Raw genomic sequence first — 23,001 nt, 5'->3', positions numbered from 1 at the left:
GAAGTATTCGAAACTCTGCGCATGGCCAACGATTTCGAGCAGCTCCCCGCAGCCGTGCGGCGCGAGCGCATCCTGGCCCGGGTGTCGGAGACCGGCTTCGTGCGGGTGGCCGATCTGAGCCGCGAGTTCGGCGTCTCCGAGGTCACGGTGCGATCGGACCTCGACGCCATCGAACGCGAGAACCCCATCGATCGCGTCCACGGCGGCGCCGTGCTGCGGGGCGGGACGTCGCTCCGCGAGGAGCCCTTCGAGCAGGCCCTCTCCACCTCGGCCGACGAGAAGCGGCGCATCGGTGTGGCCGCCGCCGCCCTGGTGCGGAGCGGGGACAGCCTGATCCTCGACGTCGGCACCACCCCGGCCGCGGTGGCCGCCGCCCTCCTCGACCGCGACGACCTCGACGACCTCGTGATCGTGACCAACAGCCTCACCACCGCCCTCGCGCTCGAACCCGCCATCCCGCGCTTCACGGTCGTGGTCACGGGCGGCACGTTGCGGCCGCTCCAGCACTCCCTGGTGGCGCCCTTCGCGGCGAAGGTGCTCGACGAACTGCACGTCGACCTCGCCTTCCTCGGCGGCACCGGAGTGCATCCGGAGGGCGGGGCGACGAACGTCAACCTGGCTGAGACGGAGCTGAAGCGCGCCATGCTGCTCTCGGCCGATCGCGCCGTGTTCGTGGCCGACGCGTCGAAGGTGGGGCGGGTGGACCTCGGCCGCATCGGGTCGATCGAGGAATTCGACACCCTCGTCACCACCGGCGTCGACGAGCGGATGCGCGCCGAGTTCGAGAAACGCGGAATCGACGTCGTCATCACCTGACGGATGACGCTCCTGACGGCCTAGACTCTTCTGGACGCCGGGGGGACGAGATCCTCGCTGCGCGGACAATCACCATCGTCGGCCCCCTGGATCGCGGCAGTGCGCCCGCAGGAATGTCATCGTGACCACAGCAACATCGCCCATCACCGTCGTTCACCCCGGCGACTCCCTCACCACGCGGCAGCGCCTGGTCTACGTGATCATCCTGGGCGCGCTCACCGCACTCGGGCCGTTCACGATCGACCTGTACCTCCCGGCCTTCCCGGTGCTCGAGGCCGACTTCGACGTGCCGGCCGCGCTCATCCAGCTCACCCTCACCGGCACCACGATCGGCTTCGCGCTCGGCCAGCTGCTGGTGGGCCCGTGGAGCGATCGGGTGGGGCGGCGGATGCCCATCATCATCGCGTCGGGCGTGCACGTGGTGGCGTGCGTGGGCGCGGCGGTGGCGCCCGACATCTGGACCCTCGGCGTCTTCCGCGTGCTGCAGGGCATGGGCGCGGCGGCGGGAGGCGTGGTCGCGATGGCCATGGTGCGGGATCTGTTCGGCGGGCGGCCGCTCGTGGTCATGCTCTCCCGCCTGGCCCTGGTGAGCGGGCTCGCGCCCATCGTCGCCCCCGTGATCGGCTCGCAGTTGCTGCTCGTGATCGACTGGCGCGGCATCTTCTGGGTGCTCGCCGCCTACGGGGCGCTCGTCATCCTGGTGGTGGCGCTGTGGATCCGGGAGACGCTGCCCGTCGAACGACGGCACGACTCCGGGCACACCACCACCCGGCAGCGCTATCGGGCGGTGCTCACCGACCCGGTGTTCGTCGGTGTGGCGATCATCGGCGGCATGACGTTCTCCGGCCTGTTCTCCTACCTCTCCGCGAGCTCGTTCCTGTTCCAGCAGGTGTACGGATTCGACGCGCAGCAGTTCGGCATCCTGTTCGCCGTGAACTCGCTCGGCATCGTGGGCGGCGCGCAGCTGAGCGCGCGACTGACCAAGTACTTCGGGCCGCAATGGATCATCGCCGTGTCGACGGTGATGCTGTTCTGCTGCGCGGGACTCATCATCCTCTTCGACCACCTGGGTTTCGGGCTGATCGGCACCCTGATCCCGCTCTGGTTCTTCATCTTCTCCTGCGGCCTGACCTTCCCCTGCGTGCAGGTGCTGGCGCTCAACGCGCACGGCCACGAAGCGGGAACGGCGGCGTCGCTGCTGGGCGCGGTGAACTTCGGACTGGCGGGGCTGATCTCGCCCCTGGTGGGCGTGCTCGGCATCGGCAGCTCCACCCCCATGGCGTCGGTGATGGCGGGGACGGCGGTAGTCAGCATCCTGGCGCTCTGGCTGATCGTGCGGCCGAAGCGGGTGCCCGCCCTCACCCGCTGAGCCGCAGGTTTTCGCGCTACACGGATGCGGGACAGCGCGAATTCCTGCGGATCAGCGCTGCCGTCGAGACGCGCTCGGGGTAGTCTCGCGAGATGTCCTCCGACGACGGCCACGACGCCCCTCCCGACGCCGCTGACGGCGCCGCGCCCGCTGTACTCGCCCCGGGAGCATCGACGGCCCCGGCTCCCGCCCAGGTGGCGCGCCGCTGGCCGATCGTCTCGGGAGCCGTCGCCGTGCTGCTCGTGCTCGCGCTCGGCGCGATCGTGGTGTTCCGCGAGCGCCTGCTGCCGTTCGGCTTCGACGCCGAGTGGATGGAGGAGATCGTCGAGCACCGCAACCCGTTCTGGGAGGTGCCCTCGCTCGTCATGAACTCGCTCGGCGGTGGCGTGATCGCGGTGTTCGTCGTGCCCATCGTGGTCATCGTGGCGCTGCTCGTGTTCCGGCGGCCGTGGGCGGCGCTCTACTTCACCATCGCGATCATCGTGAGCGCGGCGGCCGTGCAGATCCTGAAGAGCGCGATCGGGCGCCCCCGTCCGGAGGAGATCCTGGTGGTCTCCGACTTCGGCTCCTTCCCTTCGGGCCACTCCGCCAACGCTGCCACCCTGGCCGTCACGCTCGGCATCATCTTCGTGCGGGTGTGGATCTGGGTGGCCGGCTCGGTCTACACGCTGCTGATGATGGCCAGCCGCACCTACCTCGGCGCCCACTGGCTGAGCGACACGATCGGCGGGCTGCTGCTCGGCGCGGGCGTCGCGGTGCTGCTCTGGGCGCCCTTCGCGGCGAGGCTCTACGACGAACGGACACGTCCGCACCGGCCGGTGTGGATGCGCTGAGATGGCCGATCTCGACCTGCGGAAGCTGCGGTACTTCGCGGTCGTCGCCGAGGAACTGAACTTCGGCCGCGCCGCCGAACGGCTGCGGATCGCCCAGCCGGTGCTGAGCCGGCAGATCGCGGCCCTGGAGAAGGAACTCGGCGTCGAGCTCTTCGAACGCTCGCAGCGAGGCACGCGGCTCACGGCAGCGGGAGCGGCGCTCCGCGAGGACGCCCGCGACATCCTGATCCAGGCTGCCGCGCTGCAGCGCCGAGTGCGACGGGGGAGTCGCGCGGGCCGCAGCATCGGGCTCGGGTTCATGCCGGGGCTGATCGTGACGCCGGTGGTGCGCGCGCTGAGCGAACGGTTCCCCGCGCTCGCTGTCGAGGTGGTGCGTACCTCGTGGGACGACCAGGTCGAGATGGTGCACGACGGGCGGATCGACGCGAGCTTCGTGCGACTGCCGATCGCGCGCGACGGATTACGGGTGACCGTGCTCTTCGCAGAGCCGCGCGTAGTGGCGCTGCCGGCGTCGCACGAGCTGGCGACGTCATCCGCGGCTCCGCCCGGTCCCGTCGATGCGGGCACGCCGGATGCGGGCGCGTCGGATGCGGGCACGTCGGGTGCGGTGAAGCTCGCCGACCTGCTGCCGTTGCGGCTGCTGCAGGCACCGGATGCGGTGCCGGAGTGGCGCGATGCGCTGTTGGCCGCGGGCACCGACCCGCACGAAGTGATGCGCGGCAGGCCCGTGGTGCACACGGTCGAGGAGAAGCTCGAGCACGTGGCCGCGCTCCGCGGTGTGGTGGTGCTGCCGGAATCGACGGCCCGCTTCTACACGCGGCCGGACGTCGTGTACCGGATGGTGGACGATCTGCCGCCGAACGAGGTCGCCCTGGTGTCGGAGGCGCGCAACGACGCGCCCGAGATCCAGGCGCTGCACGAACTCGCCGTGCAGCTGCTGCGCGCCTGATGTGCTGATCGATACCCGGTGGGTATTGCAGCGATGCCGAAGGGGTCTTGGACGAGGCGGCCCGGTGAGCCGCAGAGTGGAGGCATCCCGCTCCTCACCTGAATCGAGTTCCCCATGTCTCTCTCCGGATCCACCGTCGTCGTGCTCGGCGGCAGCAGCGGCATCGGCTTCGCCGTGGCCCGTGCGGCCGTGGCGGCCGGCGCTCGCGTCGTCATCGCCTCCAGCCGCCCGGCCAACGTCGAGGCGGCGGTCGCCGAGCTCGGTCCGGCAGCCGACGGGCACGCGGTCGACGCGTCCGACTCCGTCGCCCTGGACACCTTCTTCGCCGAGGTCGGTCCGTTCGATCACCTCGTCTACACCGCGGCCGGCACACTGACGCCGGTGCCTCTGGCCGACTACACGGCTGAGGCGGGTCGCGACTTCTTCTCGCTGCGGCTGGTCTCCGCACTCGACGCCGTGCGCGCGGCCCTCCCGACGCTTGCGCCGAGCGGGTCGATCACCCTGACCTCCGGCTCGGCCGCCCACCGCTCGGGCGCCGGCTGGGTTCTCGGAGCCGCGGCATCCGGAGCCATGATCTCGGCGGTCCGATCCCTCGCGGTCGAGCTCGCGCCGATCCGCGTCAACGTGGTCGCTCCCGGGGTGGTGCGGAGCCCGCTCTGGGCCGGCCTGAGCGCGTCGGATCAGGAGGCGATGTATGCGGGTGTCGGCGCATCCGTACCGCTCGGCCGGGTGGCGGAGGTCGACGACGTGGCGAAGGCCTACCTCTATGCGATGGAGCAGCACTACGCGACCGGCTCCGAAATCCTCGTCGACGGAGGCGGCATCCTGGTCTGAACCTCGCCCTTACCGGTAACGTCGACCCATGAGAATCCTCCTTGTGGGCGCCGGCGGAGTGGGCGACGCCATCGCGAAGATCGCCGCCCGACGCGACTTCTACGAACTGCTCGTGGTCACGGACTACGACGCCGCGCGGGCCGAGCGCACGGTTGCCTGGATCACCGAGAAGCACGGTGCCGAGGTCGCCGCCCGCTTCGCTGCCGACCGGATCGACGCGTCCGACCCCGACGACGTCGCGGCGGTGGCCCGGAAGCACGGGGCGACGCACGTGATGAACGCGGTGGAACCGAAGTTCGTGCCGACGATCTTCGCGGGTGCCCTCGCCGCGGGCGCCGACTACCTCGACATGGCGATGAGCCTGTCGGAGCCGCATCCGACCGATCCGTACGCGGAGACCGGGGTGAAGCTGGGCGACGACCAGTTCGCGCAGGCGCCCGACTGGGAGACGGCCGGCCGGCTGGCGCTGGTGGGCATCGGCGTCGAACCCGGGCTGTCGGATGTCTTCGCCCGCTACGCCGCCGACCACCTCTTCTCCGAGATCGACGAGCTGGGCACCCGCGACGGCGCGAACCTCGTGGTGCGCGACAGCGATGGCAACGAGATCTTCGCCCCGTCGTTCTCGATCTGGACCACGATCGAGGAGTGCCTGAATCCCCCCGTGATCTGGGAGAAGGATCGCGGCTGGTTCACCACCGCCCCGTTCTCCGAACCGGAGGTATTCACCTTCCCGGAAGGGATCGGCGACGTCGAGTGCGTCAACGTGGAGCACGAGGAGGTGCTGCTGATGCCGCGGTGGGTGGACGCCAAGCGGGTCACGTTCAAGTACGGGCTCGGCAACGAGTTCATCGGCATCCTGAAGACCCTGCACCAGCTCGGCCTCGACAAGACGACGCCCGTGAAGGTGCGGAGCGCCAACGGCCCGGTCGAGGTCGCGCCCCGCGATGTCGTCGCCGCCGGCCTGCCCGATCCGGCGACGTTGGGCCCGTTCATGACCGGCAAGACCTGCGCGGGGTTGTGGGTCACCGGCACCGGCACCGATGGGCAGCCGCGCGAGGTGTACCTCTATCACGTGGCCGACAACGAATGGACGATGGCCGAGTACGAGGCGCAGTGCGTGGTGTGGCAGACCGCCCTGAACCCCGTGATCGCGCTCGAACTGCTCGCCGCGGGCACCTGGGCGGGTGTCGGGGTGCTGGGTCCGGAAGCGTTCGACGCCAAGGCCTTCCTCGATCTCATGGCCGCCCCGATCGACGCCGGCGGCTACGGCCAGGCCTGGGGACTCGAGGACAGGCTGGCCTGACCATGACCACCTTGGCCCCCGTGCACTCGAGCGGTTCCGCCCTCCCCGTCGTGGTGGAGGCGGTGGAGCTGCACCGGGTCGCCATGCCTCTCGTGCGCCCCTTCGAGACGAGCTTCGGGCGGCAGACCGCCCGCGAGGTGCTGCTCGTGCGGGTGATCACGGAATCCGGCGACGGCTGGGGCGAATGTGTCGCCATGGCCGACCCCGTCTACTCCAGCGAGTACGTGGTGGGCTGCACTGACGTCATCCGGAACTACCTCGCACCGGCCCTCCTCGACGCGGGTACGGTGCGCGCGGCCGATGTCGCGAGTGTCCTCGACTTCGTGATCGGGCACCGGATGGCGAAGGCCGCGGTGGAGACCGCCGTCCTCGACGCGCAGCTCCGCGCATCCGGAACCAGTTTCGGCGAGTACTTCGGCGCCGTGCGGCCCGAGGTCGACTGCGGGGTCTCGGTGGGCATCGCGCCCGACCTCGACTCGCTGCTCACGGAGGTGCAGGGATATGTCGACCAGGGCTACCGCCGCATCAAGCTGAAGATCAAACCGGGCTGGGACGTCCTGCCGGTCGCGGCCGTGCGCGCCCTGGTCGGTGAGGAGATGCTGCTGCAGGTCGACGCCAACACCGCGTACACGATCGCGGACATCGACCACCTGCGCGAACTCGACGAGTTCGGCCTGCTGCTGATCGAGCAGCCGTTCGTCGAGGAGGACATCGCGGCGCACGTGCGGCTGGCCCGCGCGATCGACACCCCGGTCTGCCTCGACGAGTCGATCACAGGCACCGGCGTCGCGATCGACGCCATCGAGCGGGACGCGACCGCGATCATCAACATCAAGGCCGGACGGGTCGGGGGCTACCTCGAGGCGATCCGTATCCACGACGCCTGCGTCGAACGCGATGTGCCGGTGTGGTGCGGGGGCATGCTCGAGACCGGGATCGGGCGCGCGGCCAACGTCGCGCTCGCCGCGCTCCCGGGCTTCACGCTCCCGGGCGACACCAGCGCCTCGAACCGCTATTTCGCCGAGGACCTCACGGAGTCGTTCGTGCTGGTGGACGGGAGGCTCGCCGTGCCCACCGGACCCGGCTCGGGCGTGACAGTGCGCACCGAGCTCGTGGAGGCGTGGAAGTCGAGCCCGACGCAGCTGATCACGCGTGTCTGAGCGAGCGGATGCGCTGGGCCGGCTCCGCATCCGGCCCTACGACCCGCGTCGTGCCGCCGATCGCGCCGCGGTGCTCGACATCTGCCTGAAGACGGGCGATGCCGGGGCGGATGCCACGGGCACCTACGCCGATCCGCGCGAACTCACGGAGCGCTACGCCGCGCCCTATCTCGACCTGGAACCCGGCCTGGCGTTCGTGGCCGAGGGGCCGGAGGGCGGTGACGTGGTCGGCTACGTTCTCGGCGCAGCAGACACCCGCGACTTCGCGGCCCGCTTCGCCGCTCGGGAGAGTTCGCTGAGCCGCGCCGCCCGGGCGGAGCACGCGGCCGGGATGCTGCTGCCCGAGATCGCCGCGTTCCCCGCCCATCTCCACGTCGACCTGCTGCCCGCGGCGCAGGGCCGGGGAGGCGGCCGGATGCTCGTCGAGACCCTGCTCGATGCCCTCCGCGCCGCCGGCGTGCCCGGCGTGCACCTCTCGGTGGATCCGCGCAACACGGGCGCCCTGGCCTTCTATCCGCGCCTGGGATTCGCCGAACCCCGCCCGACCGTCTTCACCCGCGCCCTCTCCACGACGGCCCACCCGACGGACCCGGCGGCCTGACGCGTCAGGCCAGGACGAGCGACGCGGGCGACATCAGGGCGATCAGGAGCAGGGCCAGCAGCGAGATCGCTCCGGCCACGCAGAGCCCACCCACCCAGGGCCAGCGTTCGAACCAGTAGACCATGTCGGGTGACTCGGCCCGGAGCCGCGACGCGGTGATCGGGTCGGCCATCCGCCGCACGGGCACGTCGAAGGCGCCGGCGACGGCCTCGATGTCCTCGTTCGACCAGAACTCCCCGCGCATCCGCAGCAGCAGCTCGCCCGAGGAGTCGAGCAGGAAGAGCTGCCGATGCGTCTCGGTGGAGACCCCGCGGTAGACGTCGATGATTAGCGCGGTCGCGATGCGCTTGGCCGGAATGCGGTTGTCGTGCCGGAAGAAGCCGCGCTCCACCACTCCGTCGCGTTCGATCCGGATGCTCACCCCGCGCAGCAACCAGGCCGCCGCTGCGTAGAGCACGGCGATGAAGAGGAAGGCGATGATGACCCGGGGCCAGGTTCCGCGCGGGATGGCGAACCAGAGCATGGCGGCGAGGATCGGGAAGGTGAGGGCGGCCACCACCAGGCGGGTCTGGCTGGAGATCTGAGCGCGCGGTCGGAGGACGGTGGCGACGGAGCTGTTGCGCAGGCTCATCCGTTCTCGAATTCTCTGGTGGGGTTAGGCGCTTGGGCCCGGACACCTGTGATGATACGGCGCGGCGGGGACCGTGGATAGAGACCATCCGGGGGACATGGTCGGCGCCGCTCCCAGCGAGCGTTCAGCGCCTGCACACGAGTGGGGAGCGGACGCGACGAAGGCCGGATGCCTGGGTGGGCATCCGGCCTGCGCCGCTGTGGTGGTGTCAGCCGATGTAGCTCTGCAAGGAGTTGTAGACCGCATCGGAGACGGTGTTCGGCCCGCCCAGCACCACGATCTTCGCCGGGTTCAGCCGGTTCAGTTCGGTCTTCACCGAGGCCGGTATCGAGTTGGTGTCGACCAGGAGAACCGGGCCGCCCTTGACGATCGCAGCGGCCGATCCGGAGAGCGCGTCGGGGAAGACGGCTCCGGAGGCGACGTACACGACCGGGACACCGGGGGTGAACGTGGCGGCCGAGATCGCGGCGGAGACCGCGAACCGGTCGGCGCCCGCGATCCGGGTCGTCGGCGCTTTCGCCTGCAGCTTGGCCTTCACGGCGTCGGAGACCGTCGCGGTTCCGCCGAGCAGCACGATCTTCGCCGGGTGCAACCGGTTCAGCTCCGTGTCCACCACCGCGGGGATGCTGTCCTTCGCGACCAGGAGAACCGGTCCGCCGAGCTTGCCGGCGGCGGCCGATCCGGAGAGCGCGTCGGGGAAGACGGCTCCGGAGGCGACGTACACGACGGGCACGTTCGGCGCGAACACGGCCTTCGAAACGCCCGCGGAAACCGCGAACCGGTCGGCTCCACCGATCCTCGTGGTGGGTGCCGTGCCGTTCAGCGAGTTGAGCACCGCATCCGACACCGTGTTCACGCCGCCGAGCACCACGATCTTCGCCGGGTGGAGTCGAGCGAGCTCGGCACCGATCGAAGAGGGGATCGTGTTCTTCGACACCAGGAGCACCGGTCCGCCGAGCTTGCCGGCGGCGGCCGAACCCGACAGGGCGTCGGGGAAGACCTCACCGGAGGCGACGTAGGCGACGGGCACGTTCGGGGCGAAGGTGCTGGCCGAGACCGCAGCCGAGACCGCGTAGCGATCCGCGCCGCCGAGGCGGACGACGGTCGCGTCGGCCGCGATCACCGCCGCTGTGGGAGCGGAGGTCGCCGACAGAGGCGTGTAGCCCGTCTTCGTTCCCGAGACCGTGAATGTGATGGCCTTGCCGACCTGGGTCGTCGTGGGCGTGAAGGTCAGGCCGGTGGCTCCGGCGATCGCGACGCCGTCGGCGTTCCACTGGTAGGAGAGCGCCACCGGGTCGGGCGCCCAGGGGGCGACGGTCGCGGTGAGCACCTTGCCGACCTGGGCGGTGCCGGCCACGGTGGGCGGAACCGGGCTGAGCGCGTAGAGCGGAGCGCCGTTCGAGTCGTACAGGGCGTAGTCGTCGGTGATGAGCTCGCCGTTGGCGGTGAGGTTCAGGCCGAAGCTGATGCCCGTGACGTCAGCGGGGATCGGCGGCGTGGTGAAGTTCGCTTCCGTGTAGATGGTCGCCGGCCCGATCAACGGGCTCGAGGTCCAGTAGGTCCAGGTGCCGGTCGTGTTGCGGGTGTAGATCGCGAACTGGGTGTTCGCCGTCGACATGTAGAAGGCTCTCAACGAGTACGTGGCGCCCGGTGTCACGCTGGGCGCGCATCCGGATTCATCGAAGAGGGCGAGGATCTTCGCGTCGCCGTCGACGTAGTTCGTCACCGTGACCTTCGAGGCGGTCGCGCCGGTGCGCCCGGGTGTGACCGTCGAGAACGTGGGCGTGTTGTTGCCGAAGCTCGAACCCCACCAGCACTGCGGCATGTTGACCACGGTGCCGGGAGTCTCCAGGCTCGGGTTCGTCACGCCGTTCTCACCCGGTCCGGGCGGCGGTGCCAGCGGCGGCCCCTGGACGACGGGCTTGACGTCGCCACCGATGACCTGGTTGACGGTCTTGACGGTCTTCGTGGTGCCGTCCTGCCAGCCGGCGAGCCAGGTGGTGAACTGGTCGAACAGAGCCGGAGACGTTGTCGGGTCGTTGGCGTCGAATCCGCAACCGTCGCAGATGTGGTGGAAGGTCAGCTGAACCCAGCCGCCCTCGGCCTCGGCGTCGGTGACGCGCTTCTGCATCTGCTCGAGCGTCCAGGTCGCATCGAACTGGTCGGCCGCGCGGGTGTAGAACGGGTCGGCCGGCGGGATCGTCTCCGCGTTGGCGCAGTCGGCGCAATCGGTGCCGGGAGCCGTCTTGAGGTCACCCAGCCCGCGAGCGCTGTTGTAACCGCAGTCGGCGGCCACCTGCTCGGCCTGGGCGTTCACCGCGGCGAACGGATACGCGAAGCTGGTCACCGAGAAGCCCCAGTTGGTGAGGTTCACGCGGTCGTTGCAGATCTCGCGCTTGGCGGCGTCCAGCCCGAGGGTGGTGAGGTCCTGGTGGTGGACCGTGTGGCCACCGATCTCGTTGCCGGCGGCGGAGAGGGTCTGCAGGTTGGCCTGCGTGAGGTAGTTCGGTTGACCGATCGATCCGGAGATGATGTAGAAGGTACCGGTGAGGCCCTTCGCGTTCATCGTCTGCGCCGCGGCCAGCTGGTCGGCGTTGCCGTCATCGAAGGTGAGCGAGACGACGACGTTGCCGGCTGCTTGGGCGGGTGCGGCGACGCCGACGACGGCTCCCGCCGATCCGATGACCACGGCGAGAGCCGCAACCGCTATGCGCCGCCATTTGGAGCGCGTGGACGTTGGAACGGCATTCTCGTGCATGAGGTACCCCCTAGATATGAGCTGCCGGCCCCCGATCCGGGTCCATCGGGGAGCGGCAGAACGGAAGTCGAGTCACTTCCTTGTTGGGGAAGCTAACAGCGCTCGGGGAGCCGTGCCCAGGACGTTTCCCGCACGATTTCGATGCGGGAAACCACGCGGTTTACCGCATGGCCGCACGCCGGAAATGGCCGTATCGTGCTTGTTCATGGTGGGGGTCTGTGCACGGCGGCGGTCTGTTCCTAGGCTGAGCCCATGACCTCACACGGATCTGTTCCGCTGCCCGTCGTCGACGCCTGGTGGCGTGCGGCCAACTACCTCTCGGTCGGGCAGATCTACCTGCTCGACAACGCGCTGCTCCGCGAGCCGCTCACGCCCGCCGACATCAAACCCCGGCTGCTCGGGCACTGGGGCACCACTCCGGCGCTGAACCTGGTGTGGGCGCACCTCAACAAGCTGATCGTGGAGCGCTCCTCCAACGTGGTCTACATCGCCGGGCCGGGCCACGGCGGTCCGGGTGTGGTGGCGAATGCGTGGCTCGACGGCACCTACTCCGAGCTGTTCCACCACGTGCCGCGCGACGGGGAAGGGATGCAGAAACTCTTCCGGCAGTTCTCCTTCCCCGGCGGCATCCCCTCGCACGCCGCACCGGAGACCCCGGGCTCGATCAACGAGGGCGGCGAACTCGGCTACTCGCTCGTGCACGCCTATGGCGCCGTGCTCGACAACCCGTCGCTCATCACCGCTTGCGTGATCGGCGACGGCGAGGCCGAGACCGCGACGCTCGCCACGAGCTGGCACCTCAATAAGTTCCTCAACCCCGTGACCGACGGCGCCGTGCTGCCGATCCTCAACCTCAACGGGTACAAGATCGCCAACCCGACGATTCTCGCGCGCATCCCGGAATCCGAGCTGACGGCGCTGTTCACGGGATACGGCTACTCCCCGCGGATCGTGTCCGGGGGCTTCGACGGCGAAGACCCGATGCTCGTGCACGAACGGTTCCAGGCGGCGCTCGCGGAGGCCTTCGACGACATCGAGGCCATCCAGCAGGCGGCACGCGTGGACGGCGTGACGGATCGTCCGGCCTGGCCGATGATCGTCCTCCGCACCCCGAAGGGCTGGACGGGACCGAAGGTGGTCGACGGGCTCCCGGTGGAGAACACCTGGCGGGCGCACCAGGTGCCCCTGTCGACCGTGCGCGACAACCCCGAGCACCTCGCCCAGCTCGAGGAGTGGCTGCGCGGCTACCGGCCGGAGGAGCTCTTCGACGACGACGGCCGACCCGTCGAGCTCCTCGACGGCGACAAGCCGGTGGGCGATCTGCGGATGAGCGCGAATCCCAACGCCAACGGCGGATTGCTGCTGCGCTCCCTCTCGTTGCCGCCGCTCGCGCCGCACGCGGTCGACGTGTCGGAGGGGAGGGGGGCGGTGGTCGAACCCACACGCATCCTCGGCCGCTGGCTCCGCGACCTGATCGCGGACAACCCCGACAATTTCCGCATCTTCGGGCCCGACGAGGTGGCCTCCAACCGTCTCGACGACGTCTACGACGTCACGAACAAGGCCTGGCAGGGGTCGACCCTGCCCACCGACGAGCACCTCGCCCACGAGGGCCGGGTGATCGAGATGCTGAGCGAGAATCTCGCCCAGGGGTTGCTCGAGGGCTACCTGCTCACGGGTCGCCACGGGCTCTTCACGTCGTACGAGGCCTTCATCCACATCATCGACTCGATGTTCAACCAGTACGCCAAGTGGCTCGAGTCGAGCGCGCACGTCGAGTGGCGGCGGCCGGTCTCGTCGTTCACCTATCTGCTCTCGTCGCATGTGTGGCGGCAGGATCACAACGGCTTCTCGCACCAGGATCCCGGATTCCTCGACCACGTCGTGAACAAGAAGGCGAGCGTCGTGCGGGTCTACCTGCCGCCGGACGCGAACACCCTGCTGGTGACCGCCGAGCACTGCCTGGCGTCGCGCGACTACGTCAACGTGATCGTGGCGGGGAAGCAGCCGACGGCCACGTTGCTGTCGCTCGAGGAAGCTCGCGCCCACGGCGCCCGGGGCGTCAGCGTGTGGGAGTGGGCAGGCACCGAGAAGCCGGGGGAGGAACCCGACGTCGTGGTGGCCTGCGCCGGCGACATCCCGACCGTCGAGGCGATGGCGGCGGTGCAGATCGTGAAGCGGGAGATCCCGGATCTCTCCGTGCGGTTCCTCAACGTCGTCGACCTGATGCGCCTGCAGGACTCCACCGAGCATCCGCACGGCCTGGCCGCCGACGACTTCGACGCTCTGTTCACGCGGGACAAACCGGTGATCTTCGCGTTCCACGGGTATCCGTCACTCATCCACCGGCTGACCTACCGGCGCACGAACCACTCGAACATCCACGTGCGGGGGTTCAAGGAGATGGGCACCACCACGACGCCCTTCGACATGCTGATGCTCAACGATCTCGACCGCTTCAAGATCGTCATGGACATCGTGCACCGGGTGCCGCGGCTGCGGGTCTCCTACGCGGGGCTGTCGCAGCGGATGGACGACGAGCGCTACTCCCACCGTGCCTACACCCGGGAGCACGGCGAGGATGCGCCCGACGTGGTGGGCAGCGCCGGGCTGCCGTTCGCCGACCCGGACTCGCAGCCGGGCGGAGTGGACGACACGGGCGACGACAACGCGCGATGACGATGTCCGGGGAGCTCACAGCATCCGCGTCTTCCCCGGGAAGGTTTTCGGGTGTCTACTTGTTCTACTGAACGACGAAAGGAGTCAATATGAAGGTGCGGAATTCATTGGGCTCGATGAAGAAGATGCAGGGTTCACAAGTCGTTCGACGCCGGGGTCGTACATTCGTGATCAATCACGCGAACCCCCGTTTCAAGGCCCGTCAGGGCTGATCGGAACACCCGGATAGCGCACACGCAGCTTTTGCCCGTGGCGCTGCATTTCCAGTTCAATCTCTCGGAACCGCCCTCGTCCTCGCGACGGGGGCGGTTCTCGTTTTCGGCCACGGCTACGATCGGAGCATGAGCAACAATCTCCTGGGCGTTCCGGAAACACTCCTCCCCGACGAGCCCGGAGTGCGCGAGGCTCTTGCTCGCGCCGTGGGATACGACGTCGACGACGTGCTCGAAGCCACGGTGAGCGACTTCCCCACCTCGTCGCTCGCCTGGGCCACACTCGCCGACCGTACGTGGCAGAAGGGTGAGGTCGTGGCCTCCTACGCCTACGCGCGGGTGGGCTACCACCGCGGCCTGGACGCGCTCCGCAAGGCGGGCTGGCGCGGACAGGGACCGGTGCCGTGGTCGCACGAGCCGAACCGCGGCGTGCTGCTCTCGCTCTACATGCTGCGCCGCGCGGCCGAGGGCATCGGCGAGAGCGCCGAGGTGGTGCGCCTCACGGAGTTCCTCGACGGCGCCGACCCCTTGGCGGTACCCGCCATCGAATCCGGGGAGCGCTAGCCCCCTCCTCCAACTTTTTGCCCCTACCTGCCCCAAAAACTGAGATTTGGGGCGGATAGGGGCAAGAAGTTCGCTGGGTCAGCTGCGGATGCGGCGGCGGGAGCTGGCGAGGAGTGCGAGTCCGAGCATCCCGAGCACGATCGCGGCGGTGGCGACGGGCGGGAACTCGAAGCCGGTGTCGGCGAGGGAGCCGGTGCCGGAGGCGCCGCCTGCACCACGGCCGGAGCCGGCGCCGCCGGCCGCGGCTGAGCCGCCTGCTGAGCCTGAACCACCTGTGCCTGTGCCGCCTGTGCCCCCGGTGCCTTCGGTGCCGGTTCCGCCCGTGCCGCCGGTGCCTTCTGTGCCGGTGCCACCTGTGCCGCCGGTGCCACCTGTACCACCGGTGCCACCCGTGCCACCGGTGCCGTCTCCGCCGGGCACCTCACCGGGCGTTGTGGGTGGCGTGGTCGAGGGCGGTGGGCTGGTCGGAGTCGTGTCCTTGCAGAGCCCGTCGGTGAAGACGTTGTTGTTCAGCGTGACCGACCCGTTGCGGGCGAGCGCGCGCCCGTCGACGGTCGCACCGGACCCGAAGGTGATCGTGGTCAGCGCCATGATCGTGCCGACGAAGGAGGTGCTCGAGCCGATCGTGGCCGATTCACCGACCTGCCAGAACACGTTGCAGGCGCGGGCGCCGTTGATCGGAACCACGCTGCTCGACGTGGCCGTGGTGAGACCCGATCCGATCTGGAAGATGAACACGGCGTTCGGATCGCCCTGCCCGTCGAGCGTGACCGCTCCGGTGAGGCCGATCGAGCTGGCGGCGTTGTAGACGCCCGGGAGCAGAGTCAGGTTGCCGAGGTCGCCCGACACGCTCGCGTCGGCCGCTTGGGCCGCTGCTGCGTCATAGGCCGTGCCGAGGTCGGTCTGCGCCTGGAGGGCGGGAGCGTCGGCCGCGTGTGGCTCCCCGAGGGCGAGTCCGGGCGGGAAGCCCGTGATCGCCGAGCCGGGGCTCACTCCGACTCCGGCGCCGAGGATGCTCGGACCCGTGTTCGTGACGGATTGGCCACCCAGCACCGAGTAGCTTCCAGCGGTGCCGAGATCCACCGTGGTGCCGATGGCGCCGGCCGACTGGGCTGACGCGAGAAGCACGACCGCCCCCAAAGCGATCGCACCACCCCCGGCGATCGCCCGCGAGTGGCGGTGTTTCTGATCGGATGTGCGTCGACGTGCGGTCATTCGGCTTCTCATGAAGCGCCCCAAAATCCCTCGCCGCCGAGGGCCCCTGATCACGAAATTGTGACTGACGCCCCAACCTACGTCACGGCGCGCCGATCACCTAGGCATTCTGAACAACTGCCAGTTTCAGGGGGGAGTGCAATCAGGAATGTTCGGCGGAGAATGGGGGATTCGAACCCCCGAGGGCTTGCACCCAACACGCTTTCCAAGCGTGCGCCATAGGCCACTAGGCGAATTCTCCTGGAGCATTCTCCCCGTCCGGGGAGATGACCATGAAGCATCCTACCCGCACCGCGCTCCGAATCGCGATTCGGGCGGGTCAGAGCGCGCGCAGGGCCTCGGCGATGGGGGTCGAGCCCGAGATCGCCTCGAACTGGCGGTGCACGGCGTCGCCGGAGATGAGCAGTTGGCTGACGATCCATGCAACGTCGGCCCGGGGGATGGTGCCTCGCTCGGTCGTCTCGGCGAGGGTCACCAGGCCGGTGGCGGCCTCGTCGGTGAGACCGCCGGGTCGCACGATCGTCCAGTCGAGTTCGGAGGCCCGCACCGCGGCATCCGCTTCGCTCTTCGCGCGCAGGTAGATCTGGAAGACGTCGTCGCTGTCGGGATCGAAGGCGTCGGCGCCCATGGCCGAAATGAGCACGTAGCGGCGCACCCCGGCCCGCCAGGCCGCGTCGGCGAGCAGCACGGCACCGTCGCGGTCGACGGTGAACTTGCGTTCGGCGCTCGACCCCGGCCCGGCGCCGGCTGCGAACACGACGCCGTCGATCGACTTCGAGGCGAGTTCGCCGGCGAGCCGCTCCGAGTCCGACTGCTCGAGGTCGAGCACGAGAGCGTGCCCTCCCGCCGCTTCGATGTCGGCGGCGTGGGCGGGGTTCCGCACGATCCCCCAGACCTCGTGTCCGGATGCGGCCAGGAGTTTCGTGGTGAGCAGGGCGATCTTGCCGTGCCCACCCGCGATCGCGATCTTCATGTCCCCAGCTAACGCCCGTCGGCGCTCCGACTCAACCCCACCGACTTGCTACACTGGTACCCGGCTCCCCGTGTGGCGCCATCCAGGCCAACTCCCCCAGGACGGAAACGTAGCAAGGGTAACCGGGCTCTGGCGGGTGCGCGGGGGGTCCTTTCTCGTTAAAGACGAGCGTTCAGCCCCATGCGGGTCTTCGGAGCCCCGGCCCGAACTGGGGTAGGCGGCGCCCCGCCCTCCGGCCCTAGGGTCTGAGAGGCGCACCGTGAGAGCACACGGTGGCCGACGAGGGGGATGTCATGGGGATGCGACGTACGTCTGCGCTCACGGGAGCGGTTCTCGCGGTGCTGCTCACGGCATCCGGATGCTCGGCAGGCGCCCCGGAGCCCACACCGACGGTCACCGTGACTGTCACCGCCACGCCGACCCCCACTGCGGCGCCCGCGCCCGAGCCGACCGACGACCCCGCGCCGGACCCCGCCGCCTATTCGCCCGACGACATGAGCACCTGGGTCATCGACTACGCCGGTATCGGCCCCTTCATCGTCGGCGAGACGCTCTCCGACGTGCAGGCCGCGGTGCCCGCCACGGTCGACACGTGCCGACCCGGAGTCGACACCTATCAGCTCGCCGATCTGGGATTCACGGCGGTCTCGGGCATCGACGAGACCGACCCGGCGGCCCCCGTCGTCGTGATCCGGATGCTCGAACTCGACGGCTTCACCCCGTCGGCCCCTCAGCCGCGCACCGCGACGGGCATCGGTCTCGGCTCGACCGTGGCCGAGCTGCAGGCCGCCTACCCGGAGCTCGAGAGCTACCAGGGCATGAACACGATCACCATCTACCGCATCGCCGCCGACGGCCGCACCGTCAACTTCGAGGACTACGGCACCGGGGAGATCAAGGCCATCTCGGTCGCCGAAGGTCCGGGCGTGGCCAGCGAGTACTGCGGCGCCTGAGCACCACCCGGGCGCGCGCCGGGACCCGCGTCATAGGATTGGAGGCGGACGACCGAAGAGGATTCCGTGCCGACTTTCGAACAGACCCCCAGCCAGCCCACCGGTGTGAAGAGCATCTACATCACCTCGGTCGAAGGGCACTCCGGTAAATCCACGATCGCCCTCGGCGTGCTCGACACGCTGAGGCGCTCCCTCCGGCGCGTCGGGGTGTTCCGCCCGGTCGCCCGATCGGTGACCGCCCGCGACTACGTGCTCGAGATGTTGCTCGCCCACAACGGCGGCGCCCACGACTACGACCAGTCGATCGGTGTCACCTACGACGACGTGCACGACGATCCGGATGCCGCCCTCTCGCGCATCGTCGAACGGTACAAGGCGGTGGAGCGCGAGTGCGACGCGGTCGTCATCCTCGGGTCGGATTACACCGATGTCGGCAGTCCCACCGAACTCTCCTTCAACGCCCGCATCGCGGCGAACCTCGGAGCCCCCGTGCTGCTGGTGCTCGGCGGGCGCAAGGGACCCGGAACGGACGAGCTGCTCGGCCACTCCGAGGCGCGCTCGGCCGACGAGATGCGCCAGATCACCGAGATCGCCCTGGTGGAGCTCCGCAACGCCCACGCGACGCTGGTGGGCATCATCGCGAACCGCTCCGACCCGGGGCACCTCGAGAAGATCCGCGACGCGATCGGGCGGGCGGCGCGCGAGGCCGTCGACGAGCTCGCCAGTTCCGCGCAGGCCGGACCGCCGCCGAGCGACGAGACCGCGCCCATCCCGACCCAGCCGCGCCGGGTGCCGGTGTGGGCCATCCCGGAAGACCGTGTGCTGGTCGCGCCGAGCATGGCCGGCATCCTGGAGTCGATCGACGGCACCATGATCATGGGCGACCGGCGCCTGCTCGCCCGCGAGGCGCTCGGCGTCGTGGTGGCCGCGATGTCGATGCGCAACGTGCTGCCCCGCCTCATCGAGGGCGCCGTGGTGGTGATCCCGGGCGACCGCGCCGAGGTGCTGCTCGCGGTGCTGATGGCCAACGCCTCGGGAACCTTCCCGTCGCTCGCCGGCATCGTGCTGAACGGCGGATTCGAGCTGCCGGAACCGGTGGAGCGACTCGTGTCGGGTCTCGATCCGGCGATCCCGATCATCACGACTCCGCTCGGCACCTACGAGACGGCCGTGCGCATCACCTCCACCCGCGGCCGGCTCGCCGCCGACTCGCAGGTGAAGTACGACAACGCCCTCGCGCTCTTCGAGCAGTACGTCGACGGCAAGCAACTGCTCGACCTGCTGAACGTGAGCAAAGCGGATGTCGTGACCCCCCTGATGTTCGAATACGGCCTGCTCGAGCGCGCACGCCAGGCCGACCGGCACATCGTGCTGCCCGAGGGCGGCGACGACCGCATCCTGCGGGCGGCGAGCACGGTGCTGAAACGCGGCGTGGCGCGGCTCACCATCCTCGGCGAGGAGGCGGAGGTCCGTGGGCGTGCGACCGACCTGGGCCTCGACCTCGAGGGCGCGGCGGTGGTGAGCCCCTTCGACGAAGAGCTGCGCGATCGGTTCGCAACCGAGTACCAGCGGCTCCGCGCCCACAAGGGCATCACCTACGACATGGCCTTCGACACCGTCGCCGACGTCTCCTACTTCGGAACGATGATGGTGCAGCTGGGCCTGGCCGACGGCATGGTCTCGGGCGCGGCGCACACCACCGCGCACACCATCCGTCCGGCGTTCGAGATCATCAAGACCCGGCCCGGCGTCTCGGTCGTGTCGAGCGTGTTCCTGATGGCGCTCGCCGATCGCGTGCTGGTCTACGGCGACTGTGCGGTCGTGCCCGATCCCACCAGCGAGCAGCTCGCCGACATCGCGGTGTCGTCGTCGGAGACCGCGATGCAGTTCGGCATCGAGCCGCGCGTGGCGATGCTCTCGTACTCCACCGGCTCGTCGGGCACGGGTGCCGACGTCGAGAAGGTGCGGTTCGCCACCGCGCTCGTGCACGAACAGCGGCCGGAGCTGCTGGTGGAGGGGCCGATCCAGTACGACGCCGCGGCGGACCTCGTGGTGGCGGCCGCGAAGATGCCCGGATCGCAGGTGGCAGGTCGTGCCACAGTGTTCATCTTCCCGGACTTGAACACGGGCAACAACACCTACAAGGCTGTTCAGCGGAGCGCCGGCGCGGTGGCCATCGGGCCGGTGCTGCAGGGGCTCAACAAGCCCATCAACGACCTTTCCCGAGGAGCGCTCGTGCAGGACATCGTGAACACCATCGCCATCACGGCGATCCAGGCGGCGACGGCGTCGTCGTCGTCGGCGGACGGGGCGGAGTCGTGAGCACGATCCTCGTCGTCAACAGCGGCTCCTCCTCCTTCAAGTACCAGCTCATCGAGGTCGAGTCGGAGCAGGTGCTGGCCTCCGGCCTGGTCGAACGCATCGGCGAGGAGTCGGGTCACGCCCGCCACACCACGCAGGTCGGGCTGTGGGAGCAGGAGCTGCCGATCGCCGATCACACCGCCGGGTTCGGGGTGATGCTCGCGGCGTTCGAGGAGCACGGACCGAGTCTCGACGCGCATCCGCTCGCCGCGGTCGGCCACCGCGTGGTGCACGGCGGCAAGCGGTTCCACGAGGCGACGGTCGTCACCGACCTGGTGAAGATCAACATCGAAGACCTGTCGGAGCTGGCCCCGCTGCACAACCCCGCCAACCTGCAGGGCATCGACGCGGCACAGAAGGCGTTCCCGTCGGTGCCGCAGGTCGCGGTGTTCGACACCGCGTTCCACCAGACGTTGCCGCCCGCCGCCTACACCTACGCGATCGACGCGTCGCTGGCCGACAAGCAGCGCGTCCGCCGCTACGGGTTCCACGGCACCTCCCACAAGTTCGTGTCGGGAGCGACGGCCGAATTCCTCGGCCGTCCGCTGTCGGAACTCTCGATGATCGTGCTCCACCTCGGCAACGGCGCGTCGGTCTGCGCGGTACAGGGCGGGAAGTCGGTCGAGACGTCGATGGGGATGACGCCGCTCGAGGGCCTCGTGATGGGAACCCGGTCGGGCGACCTCGACCCGGCGGTGCTGTTCCACCTCAACCGCAAGACGGGCATGAGCTTCGCCGAACTCGACGAGCTGCTGAACCGGCGCAGCGGACTGCTCGGGCTCTCCGGGCACGGCGACATGCGCGACGTGCAGAAGGCCGCCGCCGCGGGGGACGCCGCGGCCACGCTGGCCCTCGAGGTGTACCTGCACCGCATCCGCGGTTACGTGGGCAACTACTACGCGCAGCTCGGGCACCTCGACGCGATCGTGTTCACGGCGGGCGTGGGCGAGAACAACCCGCTGGTGCGCGCGCGGTCGCTTGAGGGGCTCGCCGAGATGGGTATCGAGGTCGACCCGGCGCTGAACGAGGTGGAGTCGCGGTCGCCGCGGTTCATCTCGTCGCCCTCGTCGCGCGTCGCGGTGCTGGTGGTGCCCACCAACGAGGAGCTGGAGATCGCGCGGCAGTCGCTCGAGGCCGTTTCGTAATTACTCGTCAGACGTCGGGGATGAGGCGCTTTCCGAAGCTCACCGCGCCGTCGCGGGTGTAGCCGAGCGTGCGGTAGAAGCCCATCACGGGCTCGTTCCCCTCGCGGATCTGCAGGTTGACCTTCGGGCAGCCCTGCGCTTCGAGGCGCCGCTCCACCTCCGCCATGAGGATGCGGCCGAGGCCGCGACCCTGGGCGGAGGGGTCGACGGCGAGGTAGTTGACCCAGCCGCGGTGCCCGTCGTAGCCGGCCATGGCTGTACCGACGAGGGCGCCCTCGCTCTCCGCCACCAGGAACAGCTCGGGCTGGGTGGTGAGCTTGCGGGCGATGTCCTTACGCGGGTCGTTCCAGGGGCGGGTGAGGCCGCAGGCCCCCCAGAGCGCGACGACGGCCTCGGTGTCGGATGCCTCGAACGGGCGGATACGGGCAGCTCCGGTTTCGACGTCAGGGGTCGTGCTGACGGCCTCGACAGAGGGTGCGAGTGCGGGTGCGGGTGCGGGTTCGGCGGGCGTGTCGCTCGCGAGCATCCGATCGATCGCGTCGGTCATCATCCGCCGCTGAACCCCGGGGGAGTAGGTCTCGGGGTCGAGCGTACTGAGGGTGTTGGCGCCGTCGGCGAGGGAGATGAGGGAGAGCGCCTCGGTGCGTGCCCGATCGGGCGACCACCCCGGGCGGCAGGCCTGCACGAGGCGCGTGACCCGCGCAATCAGGCGGCGGTTGCCCGTGACGTGGCGCTCGGCGAGTGCCGGATCGGCGAGCGCGGCGGCGAGGTAGCTGATCCAGACCCGTGCTTCGTCGACGCTCACCTCGTCGAGCGACATCGCGTCGAGCATCACGGCTCGGAGAGCTTCTTCGGGCGTCTCGGTGGCCCCCTCGGCGGCGTCGAGCTGCTCGCCGGTGCGGCTGTGCAGCAGGTCGCGGGCGTGCAGCAGTAGTGCCTCTTTGGTGGGGAAGGCGTGCATCACGAGTCCTGTGGTGCAGCCGGCGCGTTCGGCAACGGCGCGAAGGGTGAGGCCGGGGAGTCCGCGTTCGGTCAGCACCGACCAGGTGGCCTCGGAGAGGCGCTGCTGCTGATCGGCGAGATTGCGTGGTCGGCTCATCCGTCTCCTCCGTTCGGGTTTGCACGCCAAGCATAACAAGCGTTACGGTAATGCTTGTTACGAGGAAAGGATGCCCGTGCCCACCGCCTTCACGATCGCCCGCGAGCCCTTCGACAGCGCCGACGCGGCCGCCCTCCGCCAGGCGCAGCGCGACGAGCTCGACGCCCGCTACGGTCGTGACGACCACGAGCCCGGTGAGAAGCCCACGGCCGACTCGGTGCCGGTCTTCCTCGTGGCGCGGTCGGCGGAGGGAGTGGCCGTCGGATGCGGCGGATTGCGCCTGCTCGCGGAAGGCGGCGCCGAGATCAAGCGGATGTACGTGGTTCCGTCGGCGCGCGGAACCGGGGTGTCGACCGCCATCCTCCGTTCCATCGAGGAGGAGGCGCGCGCCTTGGGAGTCGACCGCCTGCTGCTCGAGACCGGTACCGAGCAGCCCGACGCCATCCGCTTCTACGAGCGCGAGGGCTATGCGCTCATCCCCAACTTCGGGCCCTACGCCGACTCGGAGATCTCGGTCTGCTACGCGCGAAACCTGAGCTAGTCCTC

The 23,001-nt window shown here is 69.5% G+C and carries 20 protein-coding genes, 1 tRNA gene and 1 other RNA gene; 16 read left to right on the top strand and 6 right to left on the bottom strand.

Features of this window, described 5'->3' with window-relative positions; genetic code table 11:
* Positions 1-21: 21 nt before the first annotated feature.
* The 8 genes from ACFJGU_RS03850 (at position 22) to ACFJGU_RS03815 (ending at position 7,865) form a co-directional block, all read left to right on the top strand.
* Positions 22-816: a DeoR/GlpR family DNA-binding transcription regulator gene (locus ACFJGU_RS03850; protein WP_382307803.1), complete on the top strand. Its 795-nt coding sequence runs from the start codon at positions 22-24 to the stop codon at positions 814-816.
* Positions 817-937: 121 nt separating this feature from the next.
* On the top strand, positions 938-2,185 hold the full coding sequence (locus ACFJGU_RS03845) for a multidrug effflux MFS transporter (protein ID WP_382307801.1): 1,248 nt from the start codon (positions 938-940) through the stop codon (positions 2,183-2,185).
* Positions 2,186-2,277: 92 nt separating this feature from the next.
* Positions 2,278-3,018, top strand: coding sequence for a phosphatase PAP2 family protein (locus ACFJGU_RS03840; RefSeq protein ID WP_382307799.1), 741 nt, complete (start codon positions 2,278-2,280; stop codon positions 3,016-3,018).
* Between the two features lies 1 nt (position 3,019).
* Positions 3,020-3,967: a LysR family transcriptional regulator gene (locus tag ACFJGU_RS03835; protein WP_382307797.1), complete on the top strand. Its 948-nt coding sequence runs from the start codon at positions 3,020-3,022 to the stop codon at positions 3,965-3,967.
* Between the two features lie 114 nt (positions 3,968-4,081).
* The gene (locus ACFJGU_RS03830) at positions 4,082-4,801 is read left to right on the top strand and encodes an SDR family oxidoreductase (protein WP_382307795.1); all 720 of its coding nucleotides are present in this window, start codon (positions 4,082-4,084) and stop codon (positions 4,799-4,801) included.
* Positions 4,802-4,829: 28 nt separating this feature from the next.
* Positions 4,830-6,104: a saccharopine dehydrogenase family protein gene (locus tag ACFJGU_RS03825; RefSeq protein ID WP_382307794.1), complete on the top strand. Its 1,275-nt coding sequence runs from the start codon at positions 4,830-4,832 to the stop codon at positions 6,102-6,104.
* 2 nt (positions 6,105-6,106) lie between these two features.
* Positions 6,107-7,264: an o-succinylbenzoate synthase gene (menC, locus tag ACFJGU_RS03820; RefSeq protein ID WP_382307792.1), complete on the top strand. Its 1,158-nt coding sequence runs from the start codon at positions 6,107-6,109 to the stop codon at positions 7,262-7,264.
* On the top strand, positions 7,257-7,865 hold the full coding sequence (locus ACFJGU_RS03815; RefSeq protein WP_382307790.1) for a GNAT family N-acetyltransferase: 609 nt from the start codon (positions 7,257-7,259) through the stop codon (positions 7,863-7,865). Before menC ends, ACFJGU_RS03815 begins: the two co-directional genes overlap by 8 nt.
* A 4-nt stretch (positions 7,866-7,869) precedes the next feature.
* Here ACFJGU_RS03815 and ACFJGU_RS03810 read toward each other — a convergent pair whose 3' ends face one another.
* Positions 7,870-8,496 carry a hypothetical protein gene (locus tag ACFJGU_RS03810; protein WP_382307788.1) on the bottom strand — a complete coding sequence of 209 codons (627 nt, stop codon included), beginning with the start codon at positions 8,494-8,496 and terminating at the stop codon, positions 7,870-7,872.
* 208 nt (positions 8,497-8,704) lie between these two features.
* Entirely contained in the window at positions 8,705-11,254 is a 2,550-nt protein-coding gene (locus ACFJGU_RS03805) for a cell wall-binding repeat-containing protein (RefSeq protein ID WP_382307786.1), read from the bottom strand.
* Positions 11,255-11,506: 252 nt separating this feature from the next.
* On the opposite strand from ACFJGU_RS03805, the gene ACFJGU_RS03800 reads away from it, so the two are divergent.
* The 3 genes from ACFJGU_RS03800 to ACFJGU_RS03790 all read left to right on the top strand — a co-directional run bounded on the left by ACFJGU_RS03800 (position 11,507) and on the right by ACFJGU_RS03790 (position 14,709).
* Positions 11,507-13,933 carry a phosphoketolase gene (locus tag ACFJGU_RS03800; protein ID WP_382307784.1) on the top strand — a complete coding sequence of 809 codons (2,427 nt, stop codon included), beginning with the start codon at positions 11,507-11,509 and terminating at the stop codon, positions 13,931-13,933.
* A gap of 89 nt (positions 13,934-14,022) precedes the next feature.
* Positions 14,023-14,145, top strand: a complete 123-nt coding sequence (locus ACFJGU_RS03795) for a ribosomal protein bL36 (protein WP_092557744.1) — start codon at positions 14,023-14,025, stop codon at positions 14,143-14,145.
* Positions 14,146-14,274: 129 nt separating this feature from the next.
* On the top strand, positions 14,275-14,709 hold the full coding sequence (locus tag ACFJGU_RS03790) for a DUF3151 domain-containing protein (protein WP_382307782.1): 435 nt from the start codon (positions 14,275-14,277) through the stop codon (positions 14,707-14,709).
* Between the two features lie 78 nt (positions 14,710-14,787).
* Here ACFJGU_RS03790 and ACFJGU_RS03785 read toward each other — a convergent pair whose 3' ends face one another.
* From ACFJGU_RS03785 to ACFJGU_RS03775, 3 genes are all read right to left on the bottom strand, one after another.
* Complete coding sequence (locus tag ACFJGU_RS03785; protein WP_382307780.1) at positions 14,788-15,924, bottom strand: ice-binding family protein; 1,137 nt, start codon at positions 15,922-15,924, stop codon at positions 14,788-14,790.
* Between the two features lie 156 nt (positions 15,925-16,080).
* Positions 16,081-16,165, bottom strand: a tRNA-Ser gene (locus ACFJGU_RS03780).
* Positions 16,166-16,243: 78 nt separating this feature from the next.
* Entirely contained in the window at positions 16,244-16,897 is a 654-nt protein-coding gene (locus ACFJGU_RS03775; RefSeq protein WP_382307778.1) for an SDR family oxidoreductase, read from the bottom strand.
* A 59-nt stretch (positions 16,898-16,956) separates the two neighbouring features.
* Here ACFJGU_RS03775 and ffs point away from each other — a divergent pair.
* From ffs to ACFJGU_RS03755, 4 genes are all read left to right on the top strand, one after another.
* Positions 16,957-17,053, top strand: an RNA gene (ffs, locus tag ACFJGU_RS03770) — signal recognition particle sRNA small type.
* A gap of 137 nt (positions 17,054-17,190) precedes the next feature.
* Positions 17,191-17,850 carry a hypothetical protein gene (locus ACFJGU_RS03765; RefSeq protein ID WP_382307776.1) on the top strand — a complete coding sequence of 220 codons (660 nt, stop codon included), beginning with the start codon at positions 17,191-17,193 and terminating at the stop codon, positions 17,848-17,850.
* A gap of 66 nt (positions 17,851-17,916) precedes the next feature.
* Positions 17,917-20,172 (top strand): phosphate acetyltransferase, encoded by a 2,256-nt coding sequence (gene pta / locus ACFJGU_RS03760; RefSeq protein ID WP_382307774.1) that lies wholly within the window; start codon positions 17,917-17,919, stop codon positions 20,170-20,172.
* A complete protein-coding gene (locus tag ACFJGU_RS03755; protein ID WP_382307772.1) occupies positions 20,169-21,356 on the top strand; it encodes an acetate/propionate family kinase in 1,188 nt (395 codons plus the stop codon). Before pta ends, ACFJGU_RS03755 begins: the two co-directional genes overlap by 4 nt.
* A 7-nt stretch (positions 21,357-21,363) precedes the next feature.
* Here the strand turns inward: ACFJGU_RS03755 and ACFJGU_RS03750 are convergent, their stop codons facing one another.
* The gene (locus ACFJGU_RS03750; protein WP_382307770.1) at positions 21,364-22,455 is read right to left on the bottom strand and encodes a GNAT family acetyltransferase; all 1,092 of its coding nucleotides are present in this window, start codon (positions 22,453-22,455) and stop codon (positions 21,364-21,366) included.
* Between the two features lie 70 nt (positions 22,456-22,525).
* On the opposite strand from ACFJGU_RS03750, the gene ACFJGU_RS03745 reads away from it, so the two are divergent.
* Positions 22,526-22,996 carry a GNAT family N-acetyltransferase gene (locus tag ACFJGU_RS03745; RefSeq protein ID WP_382307768.1) on the top strand — a complete coding sequence of 157 codons (471 nt, stop codon included), beginning with the start codon at positions 22,526-22,528 and terminating at the stop codon, positions 22,994-22,996.
* Positions 22,997-23,001 lie beyond the last annotated feature (5 nt).

Origin of the sequence: Herbiconiux sp. UC225_62 (assembly GCF_042694625.1) — a bacterium.
Classification (GTDB): domain Bacteria; phylum Actinomycetota; class Actinomycetes; order Actinomycetales; family Microbacteriaceae; genus Herbiconiux.
Note: the sequence above shows the minus strand (reverse complement) of the source record. Positions and strands in the feature narration are given on the sequence as shown.